Below are 16,236 nucleotides of genomic sequence, written 5' to 3'. Positions count from 1 at the left end.
AGGCTTTCCCCTTTGGTGGCTACACTAGTTAGGTAGCACTCTCCAGAGTTGCGTCAAACAAGAGTTCTTTTGCCTGAGAGATTCACAGTTTTCTGCTTGCTCCTTCGGCGCTACCAAGGTAGTCTCTCCCCTTGTTGTCATTCGCAATTATAATATTTTCCTATTTGGTCATACTAATTATACTACTAAAATAAATTACCTTATTAAAATATTTAAAACATTCAAAGCTATTTTCATCCTACCATTAAAACAATACATTGGGCAATAGTCTTTTTTACAACAAAAGGAGCTGAAAAAATGTCTGTCAAAATTGAATTTGATTCCTCTTGGCAGGATGATTTTTTACATAGAATTGATAACGATGGGCCTTGGGGGAATTGGGAGCTATTTAAACTAGCGATTGGGGTTGAAAAACATCTTGTCATACCTGGATTTGAAGGCTTGCAGGCTCCAAAGCACCTTCCCAATTTAACACCGCTACCTCACCAGCTTGAAACAGCTAAGCAAGTGATTGAGAACATGAATGGGAAAGCCATCCTTGCAGATGAAGTGGGACTTGGAAAGACGATTGAAGCAGGCTTGATTTTAAAAGAATACATGATTCGTGGATTAGTGAAAAAGGTACTTATTCTTGTACCCGCTTCTTTAGTTACACAATGGGCAATTGAATTAAACAGCAAGTTCTTCATCCCTGCTATTACACAAAGGAAAAGCTATGTATGGGAACAATGTGATGTGGTTGTCTCATCGATTGATACAGCCAAGAGAAACCCTCATCGAGATATTATTTCTAAGCTGGATTATGACCTAATCATTATTGATGAAGCACATAAACTTAAAAATAATAAAACAAAAAACTACGAGTTTGTTCAAAATCTTAAAAAGAAATTTTGTTTATTATTAACTGCAACTCCCATTCAAAACAGAATTGAGGAAATCTTTAACCTCGTTTCACTTTTAAAACCGGGACATTTAGGCAGCGAAACCGCATTCTACGAAAAATACAAACGGGATGCACGTTCCTTAAATGATGATGAGCATTTAAAAGAATTAGTTAACAAGGTGATGATTCGTAATCGACGTGCTGATACAGGAATTGAATGGACTAAGAGGCACGTAGAAACCATCCCCATTGACTTTTCTCCGCAAGAAAAGGACTTATATGATTCAATTACTAATTTAAAAAGTGAAAGTGATTGGCTTCCAACGAGTGCCTTCTCTATCATGACTCTGCAGAGGGAAGCATGTAGCAGCAGGGAATCTGTATTTTACACCCTAAAAAACATGCTGCAAAAAAAGGAGGATCCCACTCCCGCCTTCGAAGAACAAATTAACTTTTTGATTAGTAAAGTGGAAGCGGTACAAAAAAATTCAAAAGCTGAAAAGGCCCTTGAGTTAATTCAAAAGGTTAATGATAAAGTCATTATCTTTACAGAATATCGTGCTACTCAAATGTACCTACAGTGGTATTTAAAGCAACATGGCATTTCCTCCGTTCCATTTCGAGGCGGATTTAAACGGGGGAAGAAGGACTGGATGCGTGAGCTATTTCAAAAGCAAGCACAAGTACTTATTGCTACAGAAGCTGGCGGTGAAGGGATTAACCTGCAATTTTGTAATCATATAATTAATTTTGATTTGCCATGGAACCCTATGAGGCTGGAGCAACGGATTGGACGTATTCATCGATTAGGCCAAGAAAAGGACGTCATGATTTATAACTTCGCCATCAAAAATACAGTTGAGGAACATATTTTAAAGCTTCTTTATGAAAAAATTAATCTGTTTGAAAAGGTCATTGGCGAATTGGACGATATATTAACGAAGTTAGAATTTGGCAATATTGAGGATCATTTAATTGATATATTTGGACAATCTGCTTCAGAAGGTGAAATGAGAATTAAAATGGAAAATTTATCATCTATGATCGAATTTGCACAAACTATTAAGGAAGGTGAGGCACATGCAGCAGCAGGAAATTCATAACTTTCTTATCAGTTACTTTGTGGCGAATGATTGCCCAATTATCGAGAATAAACCGGGATACTTAACCGTACAATTAACGATTGAACTGGATAAAGAATTAATGAACCGCCCCTTTTACTGGCACTACCTGGAAAAAACAGGTGGAATTCCTAATCCAATGCAACTCACCTTCATTACAAACAAAGATATCGCTCCAGACCATATAAAGGGTGAGATTATACATTTCGGATCACCTAGGCTTCACCAAATTTTTCAATCCACCAAAAATTTGGCCAGTTATATTCGTCTTTACGAAAAACATAATCAGATTCATAACCAAACACCGCTATTACCCTGGCTGTGTATGAATGTTAAGATTTCTTATCAATGTGATCGTAAGCGGGATATTTATAAATCCATAGGTTTACAGCTAATAAATGGTCAAATGGTTGAAAATTTCCATGATCGTCTAGAACAAATACCATTAACACCTAAAATCCCAGATTACTCTTTTACTTTATCACCATTGGTAAAACCAAAAAGTGGAATGCTAAGGATAGAAAACTATATAACATCGCTGATTAATGAGGATGATCATTCATGGGCTGAGGAAGCCCGAAAGCGGTGGGACCAAGATTTAAGATTGTTGGAGCATTTTTATGAAGAAATAGAAGAAGAAAATGAAAATTACGAGACCGAAAAAAAAGCACTTCAAGAGCAATACGAACCGAAGATTAATATTTCCTTTATCAATGGCGGTCTGTTTTATCTAACTGATCAAGCAATATAAAGAATAAAAGGCTGACTCTTACAATTGAGTCAGCCTTTTAGATTTCAATTATTATATTCCTAAAATTTTCGTCTCTTTTTCATTTGAAAATAAAGGATATACGGTAGGATTCCAAACCACCGATACCAAAAAGATGCTCGTCCTTGCTTCCGCTCATCACGGAGCCTTTTTCTTTCATCCCTTGGTTGATCAGCATATTTTACAATTGTTTGGGTCATGTATTTGACATAATCATTTGTTTTCATGGACGCACCTGCCTTTCCCTAGACGGTCACTTCCGTTCTCAGTTACAAGTATGTCCAGGATTACTTTTTTCAAACAATTTATTTTACTTCAGTCCATTTAGTTAGTTTTTTAGTAACGACATCAAAAGAACCTCGGCCGGTAACTGCTATTCCGGTATTTAATACCAAATTAAAGGTCACCTTTTGAACGCCACCTGTAGGTGCTTCTGCTTGGTACTCCATCGTTCCATTGCTAAATGTCCAACCACCTTTTAATGGAATGGTTTCTACTGTTTGATATAAGGCTTCCACCTTTTTTATCGAAGAGAGAAAATAGTATTCCTCCTGTTGAATAGTTGCTGATTCATGTGCTAGTTTCCTTTCCATAAGTAATTGATCAACCTGCATGGTGAGGAATACTAAAAAAACCAGAAGCAAACAAAGTGTCAGTGGGTAAGTAAATCCATTCTCCCTATTTATCATGATCCCTTGTTCCAATTGACCAAAGAAAAAATGGTTACGGTGTGTATTTTTCCTGAAAGGTCAACAACCGTAATTTTAACAGCGTTGTTTAGCAGTGTTAGAGAAAACTGTGCCACGTTTTGAAGTATAATTTCGTTCCCTGTGGAATTCACTCGTCTCCGTAGGTTCGTACCGTATTTTTCAAATTGGACTGTCTCTGTATCTTTGGTTAGGATTAAGCGGCCTGATAACACTTGAGCATTACTAGAGTAGCGCATTTCTTTTTTTATTTGACTGCAAAAGACCTCCCATTCCATAGCCCGCAATCGCTCTTGCGTATCATTATTATTGAGAGTTATTTGAAAAATAGGCATCATAAAAAAGACAATGATACTAAAGACCGAAAAAGCGATTAGTACTTCAATAAGTGTAAATGCCTTTTCATTCGAATATTCCACATGTTTCAGATCCATGTATAAAGGGATTCCTTTCAACTTTCACACATACCACCTTTCCGCTATTTTCAAGGGAATTTTTCCAAAAAATTTGATATTCTATTCCATCTTGAACAAGCGAGTAATTGTTAAAATTATTGTGATCCATCATCCTCGCCTGTAATTCTTCATACATAAACTTTCGTGCAATATTTTCTATTTCAACTTGATGTGATTGCTCTCTTACTTGAATATAAATGGGTAGTAAAAACATACTTATCACTAACAACGCAGACAGTGATAGGAGTAATTCCAGTAAGAAAAATCCTTTACTATTCGGAAACATAAAACCGTCCCTCTCCAATTAAAAAGGTCAAACGATATATTTTATTTCGATAGTACAGTATGAAGCTACCAAACTTATTTATATTTCCATCTGGAAGAAACTTAAAATTAAAGGGCATCGTACCTTCAGTGAAATTTACATTATGTGAGAAGTCTCTTTCAATAATTGGTCTTTCCTCTGCACTGCATATCATAAAATACATGTATTCTTTAGGCACAATTTGAACTGTTACTTCATGTTGATGCGATATGGCATACTGTTGGGCATAATACAAGTCAGCTTTTAGTTGGGTGAAAAAGGAATCCTTTTCAATAAAAGAGTGCTGAGGTCTTAAGGTGAAGACAGTGACTGAGGAAATAATCATAAAAATGGAAAGGACCAGAAGTGATTCAATCAACGTGAATCCTTTTTGACACCAGTTCATTAAGGTGCTACTACAGCTGTGACATTCCCATTTGAATCTATATTTACTGTTTTTCCGTTCGGACAACCTTTTGCATCATCCTTTATATACTCTTCAGTTTTAAGGTCTTGGAGTGTGGGCACCTTGTTTTTATCCATTTCATAGGCCTGAACTTGGGCTTGAACCATTTTTACATAAGCCTCGCACCCCTTATTATTAATATTTGTATTATGTTTTGCTACGTTTGGAATTGTAATAATCAACAGGATGGAAATAACCAGCATAACAATCATCATTTCAATAAGTGTAAACCCTTTTTCATTATTCATCATATAAACCTCCATTTTTAGATACCATCTAATAGATGAAACATAGGTAAAAGTATAGCCAAATACATTGAAACAACTAAAAATCCGATAAATAAATATAATATTGGCTGAATCGTCTTCAAGCTTTTTTCAATTATTTCTTCCATATTGTTGAGACAATGTTTACTAAAAAAGAGTAATTCCTGCTCTAATTTCCCATTTTCTTGTCCATGTTTGACGATCATAGAGAATTCCATTTCAAAAAATGTAAAGGACGTTAAGATAGTCTCCAATTTTTCACCTGTTACTAGGTTTTCTTTAATTGTTCCCGCGATTTGACTATAAAAAGGCTGACTTAGGTTATTCTCAAATAGTAGCAAGGCTTCTGATACAGATAAGCCACCAGATAATAAAAAGCTTAACTGGATGGAAAAGTAATGGGTATACAGTAATTTGAGGAGCTTGCCAGCAATTGGAATTTGAACAAGTATCGACCTTTGCTTCAAGATGGAGAATTTACGAAAAATGAGAAAATAATAAACAAATGTTAGGAGTAAGGTCAAAAGCAGACTACCGATAACAATGGGGAAGTATTGATCAAACATGAAGATAACCTTTGTAAAAAAGTTTTCTTCAAGGCCAAGAGATGAAAAAAGAGTGGTAAATCTAGGGAGTAGAGTGTTTTCCACGAAAATAAAAAGGACACCTGTTATAAAGATTAATACCAGCGGATATTGAAGTAATTTCAAAAGCTTATGCAGATCTTTACCCTTCATTAAAGCTAGACTACTGCCTTCTAAGAGCGCATCGGAAAAGCTGCCATGTTGCTCAGCATAATAAACATAACCAATTAAATCCTTGTGAAATCCAAGATTGTCTAATGATTCATGAAATGGTAATCCTTTTTTTAACTCAATTAAACAATCATATAATTCCTCCTTTCGTTTTGCAGGTAATTGCAATGCTATAGATTCAATTGCTTCTGCAATTGCATTTATGTATACCAGTTGATATAATACCCTTACCTAATAAATCTATATTAAAGTCACAAGCCACATGCTTACAAGAAAAGGCGGGGTACTATATCAATGACAAAGCAATATCATGTAGCAATCTTTAACCGTAAAAGCCGAAGTGAAGGAGATACAGATGAAACACTCCGTAACCACAGACAAATTACAAGAAGGTTATGTGAAGAAAAAGGATATACCTATGATGAATATGAAGAAATAATTTCAGGTGCTAGTAAGTTTGAAGAAAGAAAAGAACTGAAGCGTTTATTAGAAAATATTGAAAAAGGTATGTATGATGCTGTAGTTACTGTTAAAATATCCCGACTTGCAAGAAGTGGAGTAAATAGTCATATTATAGCTGATACTCTCGCTGAAAATAATGTACTACTCATAACTGTAAAAGAAGGAACATTTGACCTTAACATCAATGCACAAAGAACATTGTATGATATACAATCTGCGGTTAATAGTAGTGAATTTAGAACAATTAAAGACCAAATGCGAACTGGTATGATTTTAAAGGCAAAACGTGGTGAATACGTGTCAGCTAAAGCACCATATGGTTATGATGTAAGCATAGTTAATAAAATCCGTACATTAAAGCCTAATAATGATGCACCTACAGTTAAACTATGTTACGACCTAGCAGAAAAAGGCTTTAGCATGAAACAAATAGTATCAGAATTAAATCTAAGAGGTTTGAAAAGCAGTAATGGAGGTAAATTTGCCTTTAAATCAGTACAGAACATCCTAAAAAACAAGCAATATACTGGTACGCTGTTATTTAAGCTTTCTGATAAGAAAGGGAAAATCACTGATGATATAGAAGTCCCTGATGCCTTCACTTCCATCGTTTCTATGGAACAGTGGTTAAAGGTACAGGATGCCATTAAGGAACGGACAAGCGGTGACAATGAGGTTAGGAATCGTTCTAGGGGTGAAGTAAGGACTATTCTTAAAGATTTAATATATTGTCAGTGTGGCTATAAGATGAACTTTCAATGGAATCCATCAAGAAGGCAATTAATCGTTAAGAAGTGTCGCTGTGGTATGCGTGGAATCCTTGAAAAGAATTTTATGGAATACTTTTGGAATGAATTGATATCTGTAGAAAAGAAATTCCGAAAAGAATGGGAAAAGGCTTTAGATACTTCTTCAGAAGATACAGCGAATGAGATAAAAACACAGATTGATAACTTAAATTCCACCAAGAAAAAGCTGAAAAACAGGGTAGATAAGGCAAGGGAAAAATACTTAGATGAGGAATTTACTAAAGAAGAATGGTTGCTAGTCAAAAATAAAAGTGAAAAAGAAATAAAGGAAATAGAAACTAACATCGTAGAATTAAATAAGCGTTTAACAGCAGTGGATACAGCTACAGTAGTGAAGAAGTATGAAGATAGATTACGCTGGATAACTGAAGTAAGAAGAATCGCTGGAAAGCGAAAAGGAAAGCTTACAAGACGTGTAGGCGAAGATAAGATTCCAGTGATACAACCTGAAGATTATCCTGAAGTAAATCGTTTACTAAAGCTAGTCATTGATAAAATTTACTATAGACGTGATGATATTCATACGTGGGTAGATGAAGAAGGAAATGTAGAAGTAGAAAAAGGTGTATTCGTAAATGTATGGTTTATAACTAGATAATACGTGTAGCCACCGTTATTAAGACGGTGGCTTATTTTTGTCCTATCGCTTCTACATGTCATGAGTGATTGTCCCCAATTATACCAAATTTCACTTACTACATTATATCCCTCATAAAACTATAAAGGTCATTATAGTCTTTCAAAAAATCATTCTGCCTTTTTATATTGGGTATCATCATTCCTTGAATTGTTGCTTTATTCGAATAACCGAATTTCCCCCATAACCTTTCCCTAGAACTATTAATTATTGTATTTGGTTTCATTATTACTATGTATTTGTATGTTTCATCATCCCATAAGAATTTGGCAATTTTATTATTCGCAATTAGTCCAATTATCTCTCCATATGAAATGAATTTTTTATTTGAATAAAACACCGCTAAGTCCCCGCATCTTAACTTAGACCATTGAGAAAACTTCTTTTTACTATCTCCAAGTGCCCAAATTGAGACCATACTCAGATTTTTAATTCCTTCTAGACTTTCATCCATCTGTTCAATGTACTTTAAGATATCACTTACCATTACGTTGCTTTCTACTGTCTTATAGTGATTTTTAGATGCGTTTTTACTAGATGCACTAAAACAAACTATTTTATTTTCCATAAAATCCACCTCATTAAATTGTACACATTAATCACCCACTCTATACGTGACTTATAGTCCGTTGCAAGTAGTGCATATTAAATCTAACTTGATAAATATGGGAGGATTCTACCTTTGGACAAATTACAGATTCATGTTGGTAAACGTATTAAAGAGTTAAGAAATAAAAACGATATAAGTCAGTTAAGGCTTTCCCTTTTGAGTAACTTAGATAGAACTTATATAAATTCAGTTGAAAATGGAAGAAGAAATATATCGATTGGAACCTTAAAAAAAATAACAGACTCACTTGAGGTAACTCTAGAAGAGTTTTTCTCATCAAATCTTTTTAATGAATTTGATAATAATAAGGAGACTAAGGAAAATGAGTGATTTTATTAAGGAAATAATTGAAGAAAAGTATAGCCCTAGATATTCAAAAAAAGTTTATAATGCACCACTTATTCAATATCTTGTCAGAAAAACAACATCAGTAAACGCATCTAGTAAAGCACGCGGTTCCTTTGCTAACCTTTACGCATTGTATGTCCTAATTGAAGACTATATACAAAAAGGATTTTTGGTTAGTAAACAGTATAAAAACTATGACGGGATGATGTTTAAAGATGCTTTTAAAAGACAGAGAGAATTACCCTTTGGTCAAAGTTTACAAAATCACGCTTTAAATAGTAGATGTAATGATGAGTTTCGTAAATTTTTTACTGCTTTAAATGAAGTACCAATAATTCGCAATTTGGATACAAAAAGGTATTGGATTAATGAAAAACTTTTATTAGTTGGTGATATTAATATTTCTGAAGATGTTATTAATATTATTGATACATACGTTAATTTAAAAAGAGAAGGATTCAATACCTTCTTTGAAACTTGCCTTCATCACAAAGAAAATTATAGAAAGTTTCCTGATAAAGCTGAAGAATTTATTTTAAGTTTATTAGACCTAAACGTAGATGCAAGAATCTTCGAAATAGTATCATTTTGCATTACAAAATATGCTTATCATGATAGAGTTATTTTTTATGGGGAATCAGAAAAAACCTTAAGAAGAATACCACTAACCTTATATAAAACAGGGAGAACCAATGCAAATGATGGTGGAATTGATTTTATTATGAAGCCTTTAGGTAGAGTTTTTCAGGTTACAGAGGTGCTTGATTTCAGAAAATATTTTTTAGATATTGAAAAGTTGAACCAATTTCCAATTACCTTTGTGATTAAAACAAACATGTCCCCTGAAGAAGTCATGGAAAAGATAATAGAACAAGCTAAAGCAGAATATCCTGACCAGTCTGTTTATAAACGTTATCTTGCAGGCTTTGAAGAAATAATAACTATCGAAACATTAAAAGAGTATTTACAAGTAATTATTAAACAGGAATTACTTGAAAAATTACTTACAGAATTAATAATACAATGTAAAGTTGAGTACAACATTGATTAATATTAAAAAGAAAGAGGCATCCTAAAAAGATGCCTCTAATTGTTCAACTTTGTCTTTACTATGGTCCTTTTTGGACTTATTATTTGTTTTTCGACTTTTATCCTTTACTAATTGTTCCCCATCAAAAACAGTAGTAACCCCTGTTCTTCTTAGACCAATCTTAAAAAAGTCTATATTAACATCAAACCCAATTGCTTTTCTTCCGTTCTTCACTGCAACCGATGATGTAGAAAAAGAACCTGAGAATGGGTCTAGTATAACATCACCAATATTACTTGAAGCTAGGATAATACGTTCTAATAATGCTTCAGGTTTTTGAGTAGGGTGATTTTCGTATTCTTCCATTTTAAACCTTACTCGCGGAAACTCCCATACATTCCCAGGGACCTTTTTAGTATTATAGGGCTGAGGAGGAGTTTTACGATAATCGATTAATTTCCTTGTAGCCCCAGTCTTTGCCTCAACTAATATATCTTCATAATTAAACGTATAGCTTGCTTTGTCACTTTTATTAGCCATTAATATTGGTTCATAAAGTGAACCATACATTTTTTTGGATTGTACTCCAGAACTATCATACGTCCAGACAATTCGTGAAAGAACGTTGTAATTTTCACTAACGTAAATATCTAAATAAGGCATATGTTGAGTAGCTGTCATGAAGTAAAATGTTCCAGTTGGCTTTAAAACTCTAAAGCATTCATCTATCCACTTTTTACACCAATCAACATAATCATTTACATTTTTCCATTTATCAAGATTGTTGCCAAAATCTTTTCCAATATTGTATGGAGGGTCTGCAAATATCATATCAACAGATTCATCATTAATTTTTTTTAATAATTCTAATGAATCTCCTTCACCAACAAAACTATATTCATTTGCCATATGATTGAAATCAGTTAAGCGAAATATGTTATTCCACAAATTTTATTACCACCTTTAATTTGATACTCAGTAGGACATAAATTATACTATATTTTGATAAAGAAAAACATAGTACAAAATAACTTCAATTTCTAAATAGGTGATATCGATGAGTTCCTTTATTGAATCCAATTCATTCACTAAACAGATAAACACATTACGATGTTCTGACAAAACACTCGGCAAGCTAATTAATGTAATAGGCCCTTTAACAATACCAGTACCTACAAAGCACCACGAGTATGAGAACCTGATTAAATCAATTATAGGACAACAACTTTCCCCAAAACCAGCGAAAACTATTTATGAAAAAGTAAAAAAGCTATGTATCGAAGTAAAACCTGAAACAATTCTATCTATTCCTGATATTGATTTAAGAAATCTTGGAGTATCATCAAAGAAAGTAACCTACCTTAAGGACTTAAGCACAAAGGTTTTATTGGGTGATTTAGATTTGTTACAACTTCATATGGATAGTAATGCAGAAGTAATCCAAAAGTTGTCACGAGTAAAAGGTATTGGGAATTGGACTGCTGAGATGTTTTTAATTTTCACTTTGGGCAGAACAGATGTTTTATCCTTAAGTGACGTTGGTTTGCAACGTTCTTGTAAATGGTTATATAATTTAGAAAGCAATACTGAAGGAAAGAAACTTCTTGAACTTAAATTAAATCAATGGAAACCCCATTTAACCCTAGCATCACTTTATTTGTGGGAATCGGTAAATAAAGGATTTGTGGTTAATTTTAGTTCCATCGATGAAATAGCTTAATGTACAAAAAGGCAGCTAGTTTTTGAATTAGGTGCCTTTTCTTATGGTCACACACTCAACTTTTTGTTATATAATTCCAATTCATCCTTTATTTACTCTATGAAACTATTATAAAATAAATGTAGTAAATTAGGAGAATTTGGAGGTTTTTATATTGAGTATTGCTGATAGAAAAATAGGCTATTATACGGTCATCTTTGAAAAGTACGGTAATAATGAGAAGTTTTTTGACAAACAATTCTTCTTAAATTTCATTAATTTCGTAGATAACTTTGGTTTTTTAATGAAGATTAATAAAAGTAACAAAGCTATTTCAATTGAAAGAACTATCGTGGAACAAATAAATTATCTTGATTTAGCAAAGATGATTATTAAATCTTGTAAATACAATCATTCTCCTGATTATATGTCCAGCGTTGATGGGACTACTAGAGACTCCGACAAAAAACTACATGAAGGAGATAAAGAACTTACCCACCTATGTTTAAAATTGGATAGTCATGAAGCAGAATTAATTTTAGAAGAAAGAAGAAGTGGAGTTACCATTAATGAATTAGGAAAGTATCTAAACCATTGTCTAAAGGAATATTTAAGAAATATTGGACTTCCTATTAACTTCCGAATATCCTTTGGAATTATCCCTTCTGAGGACTTCCTTTCTAGCCTAAATGGAATGACAAAGGTCAAAGTAGGAGAGATTTATAAACATAAGAGAATATTAGGTTCTGAAGCAATGGGCTTACTTCAACGAGAAGATTTATCTATGCAAGAGAATGTAATCCTTACAATGAAAGCTAAAAAAGGTGAATCATTAGGCAAAACTATGTTTAAAAGATTTTATGAATCACTCACTGGAGATGGTTCAGAAATAACAAGAATTAGAATTTTTGGGCAAGATGAAAACCGAAACAGCATAAGATTAGATAGTGAGGTAATGAAAAAATTAGAATACGTGCGTGCGGAACTAGAGGACAACGGAACAGTAAATTCAAGGGATGTGTTGGATAAGATGGCTGAATTACTGGGAGTTAGTTTTAATGAGGTTGGGTAGGTTATTATACGCGGAATGGCTGATTCCAATTATCGATTATTTTAGAACAATTAAAAGAAAAGAAGTTTACTTTGAGTGGATTGTACCACTGCTTGCATCCACATTAGTTATAATCACATTCTTAATTCTCGGTGATTCAGTTAAAGCAATCAGCAAACTAAGAGATATTTTACCTAACACACTAGCTATTCTTATTGGTTTTACAATCACTTCATTGACTGTTTTAATTGCAAGCGATAATCAAAACATTAACAGGATGAAAGCAACACTGACTAATAACAGAAAAATTGGAAATGACACCATAAGCTTGTATCAACTCTTGCTTATTAACCTAGTCTACGTACTTTTTATACAGTTGTTTCTACTAATTTTCATATTCTTTGTTGGGTTTATTCTCCACTTCTTTAATGTCACATTACTAGTAAACACATTTTTATTTATAGAAACATTTTCAACCTTGCAAATTCTTCTGTTATTAATCAGAACTATAACTAATTTTTATTTTGTTTTCTATAGAAGTAATCCAGTATAGTCACCTTTTCTTCTTCATTAAAAAAAAACCGCTGTAATCAAACAGCGGTTTCTTCTTTTTAAGAAATTTTAATCCACTCCTGTAACTTGTTTTTCAAAACCTTTAAAGTAAATGTATTTTCCTCTTTGTAAACATAGTTAGCTTCTGATTGCATGTTTTCCATCCCTGTTAGTTTTTCTAATGCCATATTATATGAGTTACGAAGAAGAACAGCATCACTAACAGGTCTCCCTACTTCTAAGCTGTAAAAACGGGATTCAGAAACACATAATAATGAAGCGATATCTTTTACCTTAACTTCTAAATCTTTTCTCTTCTTCCTTAGTACACTTCCCTCTTTTTTCCATGTTTTATTTTGTCTTTCAATCCACTTTTGAGTCTCTAAGTTATTCATTATATTCATCCATCCTTTTTATTTTGTTTTTGTCTCACACTTAAATAACGGGATGGATATTAATTTCAGACTTAGCTTAATATTTTTTTGTTGGATATTCAAAGAGTAACTAGTGCAAACAGCATTGAAGGATAATATGCGTAGATAAAATATTCACTTTTGGAATGAATACTGTTGTAAGCTGTTGGCTTAGGAGTGTACTGTTGAATTGGAGGTGATTATATGAGTAATATTGATGACCAAATTATTAGAGTAATAAAGCCAAAAGAAGTAGATGAAAATATCACTAAAAAAATTGATTTTTTTTCATTTACCAATAAAAAGAGTGCTAAATCAGAATTAAAAATACTAGAAGAATCTATTTTAAAACTTAGAAAAAGACTAGAAGAAGATAAATAAAGCCAGAGATTTATTCACTGGTTATTTTTTATAGCGAAAAATTTTTCAACACTCTTTTTCGGAAGTCACACCTACCCCTTCCACCCTATACCCATACCCCATGCTTCTTTCATACTTTTGTTTATTAATAATCAATCATTATATAAAAAAATAAACCAGCCATTAAGCTAGTTTATTTCCATTTCATATTCCTTGATGATTTTATAAAAGGTATTCTTTTTTAGCCCTAATAATCCCATAAACTCCACGGCTGTAATCTCTTTATTAATCCACTCTTTATAGTTCTGTGCTAGTGTATCCTTTGTATCCTTACTTAGTGTTTGTAAATTAAGCTGTGGACGTCCTAGATGCTTCCCTTTAGCTTTAGCTACAGCTATCCCTTCAGACTGTCGCTGTCTTATGTTATCACGTTCCCTATCAGCTACAAAGGACAGTACCTGTAGCACTAAGTCAGAAACGAATGTACCCAGCTTATCTTTTTCATGCGTGGTATCTAATAAGGGCATATCTAACACTTTAATATCAGCTTTAATATCTTTTGTGATACATTCCCACTCTTTCTTAATATCCTGTGAGTTCCTACCGAATCTATCAATAGACTTAATATAAAGTAAATCCCCTTCACGTAAACACTGTTTTAGGGCTTGGTATTGGCTTCTGTTGAAGTCTTTACCGCTTTCCCTATCAATGAATATATCCCTCTCATTAATGCCTAATTTCAGCATTTCCTGAAGCTGTCTGTCGATGTTCTGTTCCTTACTGGATACACGTATGTAAGCGAATGTCTTATTACTCATATTAGCAACCCCTAACAATATATTTATTGATTTAATAATACACTCAACGTTTATAAAGGTAAACAATATTTTATAAACGTTTATAAATATATTTTAGGCGTTTTATAAACACTAACTAAAGCATCTTTACATTATCCTTAAAGGTATACCTTAATAAACGTGTTTTTGTATCCTGTTAAGAAGCTGATGTAATCGTATCAAAGTCAGAATATGCCCACCCCATCCAGCTTAAAGCCTTTACTGATAACGATTATCAATTAGAAGTTATTTGAAATCATGCCCTACGGTGTCGCCTTTTGGTATCACCTTGCTTCCAGTTACTTTCTGCTGTATAAAAAAAGACAGCTGAATTAACAGCTGTTACTTAATGATTAAACCAAGCCATAAAACCACCTGCCACAATAGCAGTAAAGAATATAGTCCAGTTAATTTTCTTTTTTAACTCTTTTTTATGTAGTGCTTCAATGTTATTAATCTTATTTGATAATAATCTATTTTCAACTAATAATTGTTTAGCCGTAAACTCTGCATTTTCCTTTATCCGCTGGTACATTGTTTCTTCTTCAGAAAATGTAAAAATATCTTCGGATATTAATCCATGATGAATAGGATTACTTGCTAGTGTTTCAACACCGAAAAAAAAGTTAGCATTTTCAGGTGTCTGAGGTAAAAATTCAAAACTTTTTGGAAGTGTATAAAACACGTTAAAACCTTTTCTTTCTTCCTCTATTCTTTTAAGGCAATCAACACAAATCCCAAAAATATTAGCGTTAGAGAGATTTATTCTCCCCCAGCTTAAATCTATATTATCAAAATCAGATAAACCACAAAATCCTAATGGCATAACAGAAGGAAAAACATCACTTTTTTTACAGTTAGAACACTGATTGATTAAATAGGCTTGTTCTTTAGGCAAATTCGGTTGTATTGCATTAAACTCTAAAAACTCGTATAACATATCGACTTTTTGTCTATTCATTTCCCCATCTCCAAACATCCAGCTTAATTCCAATCACAAGCCATTCCATCATTATCTCTATCTAAATCATGTGGGTCATACTCAGGACCACCATTAGCCTCGTAGAAAAGTTGTGCATCTTCTTGTGTTGCAAAGTCAGTACAATCGTGGTCTATACTTGTAGCAGTGTAAGGATTTTCTGATGAAACTTCTTCTTCCTCGTAATACTCATCATCTTCGGTGTATTCTTCGTCATCGTAGCTATCGTCATAATTACTTTCATCTTCATCATAACTTTCGTCATCATTTGTATAACTATCGTCTACACTGTCTCTTCCGTCCTTAAATCCCCTAAATTCAGATATAGCATCAGATAGTTCTTCATCATCTATCCCTATATTTTCAATGTTATCTAAAAGAGTATAGAAAGAATCTTCATCACTCGTATCATAATAATTACCGTAAATTTCATCTAGGTATTCTCGTATTGCCTGTGAAGTTGCTTCATGTATCTCGTATGGTTCATCTGATTCGTAAACAGCATCATCAAAAATTTGTGTAGCCTTATCGTAATCTTCATCCTTTAAAGCTTCTACAACGCTGCTTGCCGTTGTTTCACTACCACAACCACTTAATAAAGCCATTAAGATGCCAATTAGCAAAGTGCTTAATAGCCTTTTCTGACTAATCATATATACTCCCCCTACGCAGGAACAATCTAATAGTATAATTTTCCTATATATACCATTCTATTTCAACAACA

The 16,236-nt window shown here is 33.2% G+C and carries 22 protein-coding genes and 1 riboswitch; of the genes, 9 read left to right on the top strand and 13 right to left on the bottom strand.

Annotation, left to right across the window (positions count from 1 at the left end):
* Positions 1 to 51 precede the first annotated feature (51 nt).
* Positions 52 to 141: riboswitch (glycine riboswitch) on the bottom strand.
* 156 nt (positions 142 to 297) lie between these two features.
* A complete protein-coding gene (locus AA0X95_RS11170; protein ID WP_413308860.1) occupies positions 298 to 1,986 on the top strand; it encodes a DEAD/DEAH box helicase in 1,689 nt (562 codons plus the stop codon).
* Positions 1,964 to 2,755 carry a YqhG family protein gene (locus tag AA0X95_RS11165; protein ID WP_413308858.1) on the top strand — a complete coding sequence of 264 codons (792 nt, stop codon included), beginning with the start codon at positions 1,964 to 1,966 and terminating at the stop codon, positions 2,753 to 2,755. Before AA0X95_RS11170 ends, AA0X95_RS11165 begins: the two co-directional genes overlap by 23 nt.
* Positions 2,756 to 2,814: 59 nt before the next feature.
* Here the strand turns inward: AA0X95_RS11165 and AA0X95_RS11160 are convergent, their stop codons facing one another.
* From AA0X95_RS11160 to comGB, 7 genes are all read right to left on the bottom strand, one after another.
* Positions 2,815 to 3,000, bottom strand: coding sequence for a YqzE family protein (locus AA0X95_RS11160; RefSeq protein ID WP_413308856.1), 186 nt, complete (start codon positions 2,998 to 3,000; stop codon positions 2,815 to 2,817).
* Positions 3,001 to 3,078: 78 nt separating this feature from the next.
* Positions 3,079 to 3,462 carry a competence type IV pilus minor pilin ComGG gene (gene comGG, locus AA0X95_RS11155; RefSeq protein ID WP_413308854.1) on the bottom strand — a complete coding sequence of 128 codons (384 nt, stop codon included), beginning with the start codon at positions 3,460 to 3,462 and terminating at the stop codon, positions 3,079 to 3,081.
* Positions 3,459 to 3,914, bottom strand: a complete 456-nt coding sequence (gene comGF, locus AA0X95_RS11150; RefSeq protein WP_413308852.1) for a competence type IV pilus minor pilin ComGF — start codon at positions 3,912 to 3,914, stop codon at positions 3,459 to 3,461. Before comGF ends, comGG begins: the two co-directional genes overlap by 4 nt.
* Positions 3,883 to 4,221 carry a competence type IV pilus minor pilin ComGE gene (gene comGE / locus AA0X95_RS11145; protein WP_413308850.1) on the bottom strand — a complete coding sequence of 113 codons (339 nt, stop codon included), beginning with the start codon at positions 4,219 to 4,221 and terminating at the stop codon, positions 3,883 to 3,885. Before comGE ends, comGF begins: the two co-directional genes overlap by 32 nt.
* Positions 4,208 to 4,645 carry a competence type IV pilus minor pilin ComGD gene (comGD, locus tag AA0X95_RS11140; protein ID WP_413308848.1) on the bottom strand — a complete coding sequence of 146 codons (438 nt, stop codon included), beginning with the start codon at positions 4,643 to 4,645 and terminating at the stop codon, positions 4,208 to 4,210. Before comGD ends, comGE begins: the two co-directional genes overlap by 14 nt.
* A complete protein-coding gene (gene comGC / locus AA0X95_RS11135; protein ID WP_413309959.1) occupies positions 4,645 to 4,953 on the bottom strand; it encodes a competence type IV pilus major pilin ComGC in 309 nt (102 codons plus the stop codon). Before comGC ends, comGD begins: the two co-directional genes overlap by 1 nt.
* Positions 4,954 to 4,970: 17 nt before the next feature.
* A complete protein-coding gene (gene comGB, locus AA0X95_RS11130; protein WP_413309957.1) occupies positions 4,971 to 5,909 on the bottom strand; it encodes a competence type IV pilus assembly protein ComGB in 939 nt (312 codons plus the stop codon).
* Positions 5,910 to 6,020: 111 nt separating this feature from the next.
* Here comGB and AA0X95_RS11125 point away from each other — a divergent pair, with 111 nt between their 5' ends.
* Positions 6,021 to 7,595, top strand: coding sequence for a recombinase family protein (locus AA0X95_RS11125; protein WP_413308846.1), 1,575 nt, complete (start codon positions 6,021 to 6,023; stop codon positions 7,593 to 7,595).
* A 97-nt stretch (positions 7,596 to 7,692) separates the two neighbouring features.
* Here the strand turns inward: AA0X95_RS11125 and AA0X95_RS11120 are convergent, their stop codons facing one another.
* Positions 7,693 to 8,202, bottom strand: a complete 510-nt coding sequence (locus tag AA0X95_RS11120) for a hypothetical protein (protein WP_413308844.1) — start codon at positions 8,200 to 8,202, stop codon at positions 7,693 to 7,695.
* Between the two features lie 114 nt (positions 8,203 to 8,316).
* On the opposite strand from AA0X95_RS11120, the gene AA0X95_RS11115 reads away from it, so the two are divergent.
* The gene (locus tag AA0X95_RS11115) at positions 8,317 to 8,574 is read left to right on the top strand and encodes a helix-turn-helix domain-containing protein (RefSeq protein WP_413308842.1); all 258 of its coding nucleotides are present in this window, start codon (positions 8,317 to 8,319) and stop codon (positions 8,572 to 8,574) included.
* Complete coding sequence (locus AA0X95_RS11110) at positions 8,567 to 9,643, top strand: hypothetical protein (RefSeq protein WP_413308840.1); 1,077 nt, start codon at positions 8,567 to 8,569, stop codon at positions 9,641 to 9,643. The genes AA0X95_RS11115 and AA0X95_RS11110 overlap by 8 nt, the downstream gene beginning before the upstream one ends.
* Before the next feature lie 21 nt (positions 9,644 to 9,664).
* Here AA0X95_RS11110 and yhdJ read toward each other — a convergent pair whose 3' ends face one another.
* A complete protein-coding gene (gene yhdJ / locus AA0X95_RS11105; protein WP_413308838.1) occupies positions 9,665 to 10,570 on the bottom strand; it encodes an adenine-specific DNA-methyltransferase in 906 nt (301 codons plus the stop codon).
* Positions 10,571 to 10,679: 109 nt separating this feature from the next.
* Here yhdJ and AA0X95_RS11100 point away from each other — a divergent pair, with 109 nt between their 5' ends.
* The 3 genes from AA0X95_RS11100 (at position 10,680) to AA0X95_RS11090 (ending at position 12,925) form a co-directional block, all read left to right on the top strand.
* Positions 10,680 to 11,342, top strand: a complete 663-nt coding sequence (locus tag AA0X95_RS11100) for a DNA-3-methyladenine glycosylase family protein (protein WP_413308836.1) — start codon at positions 10,680 to 10,682, stop codon at positions 11,340 to 11,342.
* Between the two features lie 154 nt (positions 11,343 to 11,496).
* Positions 11,497 to 12,393, top strand: coding sequence for a hypothetical protein (locus tag AA0X95_RS11095; protein ID WP_413308834.1), 897 nt, complete (start codon positions 11,497 to 11,499; stop codon positions 12,391 to 12,393).
* Entirely contained in the window at positions 12,380 to 12,925 is a 546-nt protein-coding gene (locus tag AA0X95_RS11090) for a hypothetical protein (protein WP_413308832.1), read from the top strand. Before AA0X95_RS11095 ends, AA0X95_RS11090 begins: the two co-directional genes overlap by 14 nt.
* A 58-nt stretch (positions 12,926 to 12,983) precedes the next feature.
* Here the strand turns inward: AA0X95_RS11090 and AA0X95_RS11085 are convergent, their stop codons facing one another.
* Positions 12,984 to 13,319: a hypothetical protein gene (locus AA0X95_RS11085; RefSeq protein ID WP_413308830.1), complete on the bottom strand. Its 336-nt coding sequence runs from the start codon at positions 13,317 to 13,319 to the stop codon at positions 12,984 to 12,986.
* A gap of 222 nt (positions 13,320 to 13,541) precedes the next feature.
* Between AA0X95_RS11085 and AA0X95_RS11080 the strand changes: the two genes are divergently transcribed.
* Complete coding sequence (locus AA0X95_RS11080; RefSeq protein WP_413308828.1) at positions 13,542 to 13,718, top strand: hypothetical protein; 177 nt, start codon at positions 13,542 to 13,544, stop codon at positions 13,716 to 13,718.
* 167 nt (positions 13,719 to 13,885) lie between these two features.
* Here AA0X95_RS11080 and AA0X95_RS11075 read toward each other — a convergent pair whose 3' ends face one another.
* From AA0X95_RS11075 to AA0X95_RS11065, 3 genes are all read right to left on the bottom strand, one after another.
* A complete protein-coding gene (locus tag AA0X95_RS11075) occupies positions 13,886 to 14,515 on the bottom strand; it encodes a recombinase family protein (RefSeq protein ID WP_413308825.1) in 630 nt (209 codons plus the stop codon).
* Between the two features lie 364 nt (positions 14,516 to 14,879).
* Positions 14,880 to 15,494, bottom strand: a complete 615-nt coding sequence (locus tag AA0X95_RS11070; RefSeq protein ID WP_413308823.1) for a hypothetical protein — start codon at positions 15,492 to 15,494, stop codon at positions 14,880 to 14,882.
* A 23-nt stretch (positions 15,495 to 15,517) separates the two neighbouring features.
* The gene (locus tag AA0X95_RS11065) at positions 15,518 to 16,165 is read right to left on the bottom strand and encodes an excalibur calcium-binding domain-containing protein (protein ID WP_413308821.1); all 648 of its coding nucleotides are present in this window, start codon (positions 16,163 to 16,165) and stop codon (positions 15,518 to 15,520) included.
* Positions 16,166 to 16,236 lie beyond the last annotated feature (71 nt).

Source organism: Neobacillus phoenicis (genome assembly GCF_047302305.1).
Lineage (GTDB): Bacteria > Bacillota > Bacilli > Bacillales > Cytobacillaceae > Neobacillus.
This window is presented reverse-complemented; position numbering and strand designations above follow the sequence as displayed.

Coding starts and splice junctions, on each gene's coding strand:
- AA0X95_RS11165 (WP_413308858.1), top strand. CDS start 1,964: ATGCAGCAGCAGGAAATTCATAACTTTCTTATCAGTTACTTTGTGGCG.
- comGD (WP_413308848.1), bottom strand. CDS start 4,645: ATGAACTGGTGTCAAAAAGGATTCACGTTGATTGAATCACTTCTGGTC.
- AA0X95_RS11065 (WP_413308821.1), bottom strand. CDS start 16,165: ATGATTAGTCAGAAAAGGCTATTAAGCACTTTGCTAATTGGCATCTTA.
- comGC (WP_413309959.1), bottom strand. CDS start 4,953: ATGAATAATGAAAAAGGGTTTACACTTATTGAAATGATGATTGTTATG.
- AA0X95_RS11080 (WP_413308828.1), top strand. CDS start 13,542: ATGAGTAATATTGATGACCAAATTATTAGAGTAATAAAGCCAAAAGAA.
- AA0X95_RS11125 (WP_413308846.1), top strand. CDS start 6,021: ATGACAAAGCAATATCATGTAGCAATCTTTAACCGTAAAAGCCGAAGT.
- AA0X95_RS11160 (WP_413308856.1), bottom strand. CDS start 3,000: ATGAAAACAAATGATTATGTCAAATACATGACCCAAACAATTGTAAAA.
- AA0X95_RS11085 (WP_413308830.1), bottom strand. CDS start 13,319: ATGAATAACTTAGAGACTCAAAAGTGGATTGAAAGACAAAATAAAACA.
- AA0X95_RS11170 (WP_413308860.1), top strand. CDS start 298: ATGTCTGTCAAAATTGAATTTGATTCCTCTTGGCAGGATGATTTTTTA.
- AA0X95_RS11070 (WP_413308823.1), bottom strand. CDS start 15,494: ATGAATAGACAAAAAGTCGATATGTTATACGAGTTTTTAGAGTTTAAT.
- comGG (WP_413308854.1), bottom strand. CDS start 3,462: ATGATAAATAGGGAGAATGGATTTACTTACCCACTGACACTTTGTTTG.
- comGF (WP_413308852.1), bottom strand. CDS start 3,914: ATGGATCTGAAACATGTGGAATATTCGAATGAAAAGGCATTTACACTT.
- AA0X95_RS11075 (WP_413308825.1), bottom strand. CDS start 14,515: ATGAGTAATAAGACATTCGCTTACATACGTGTATCCAGTAAGGAACAG.
- AA0X95_RS11110 (WP_413308840.1), top strand. CDS start 8,567: ATGAGTGATTTTATTAAGGAAATAATTGAAGAAAAGTATAGCCCTAGA.
- AA0X95_RS11090 (WP_413308832.1), top strand. CDS start 12,380: ATGAGGTTGGGTAGGTTATTATACGCGGAATGGCTGATTCCAATTATC.
- comGE (WP_413308850.1), bottom strand. CDS start 4,221: ATGTTTCCGAATAGTAAAGGATTTTTCTTACTGGAATTACTCCTATCA.
- AA0X95_RS11100 (WP_413308836.1), top strand. CDS start 10,680: ATGAGTTCCTTTATTGAATCCAATTCATTCACTAAACAGATAAACACA.
- AA0X95_RS11120 (WP_413308844.1), bottom strand. CDS start 8,202: ATGGAAAATAAAATAGTTTGTTTTAGTGCATCTAGTAAAAACGCATCT.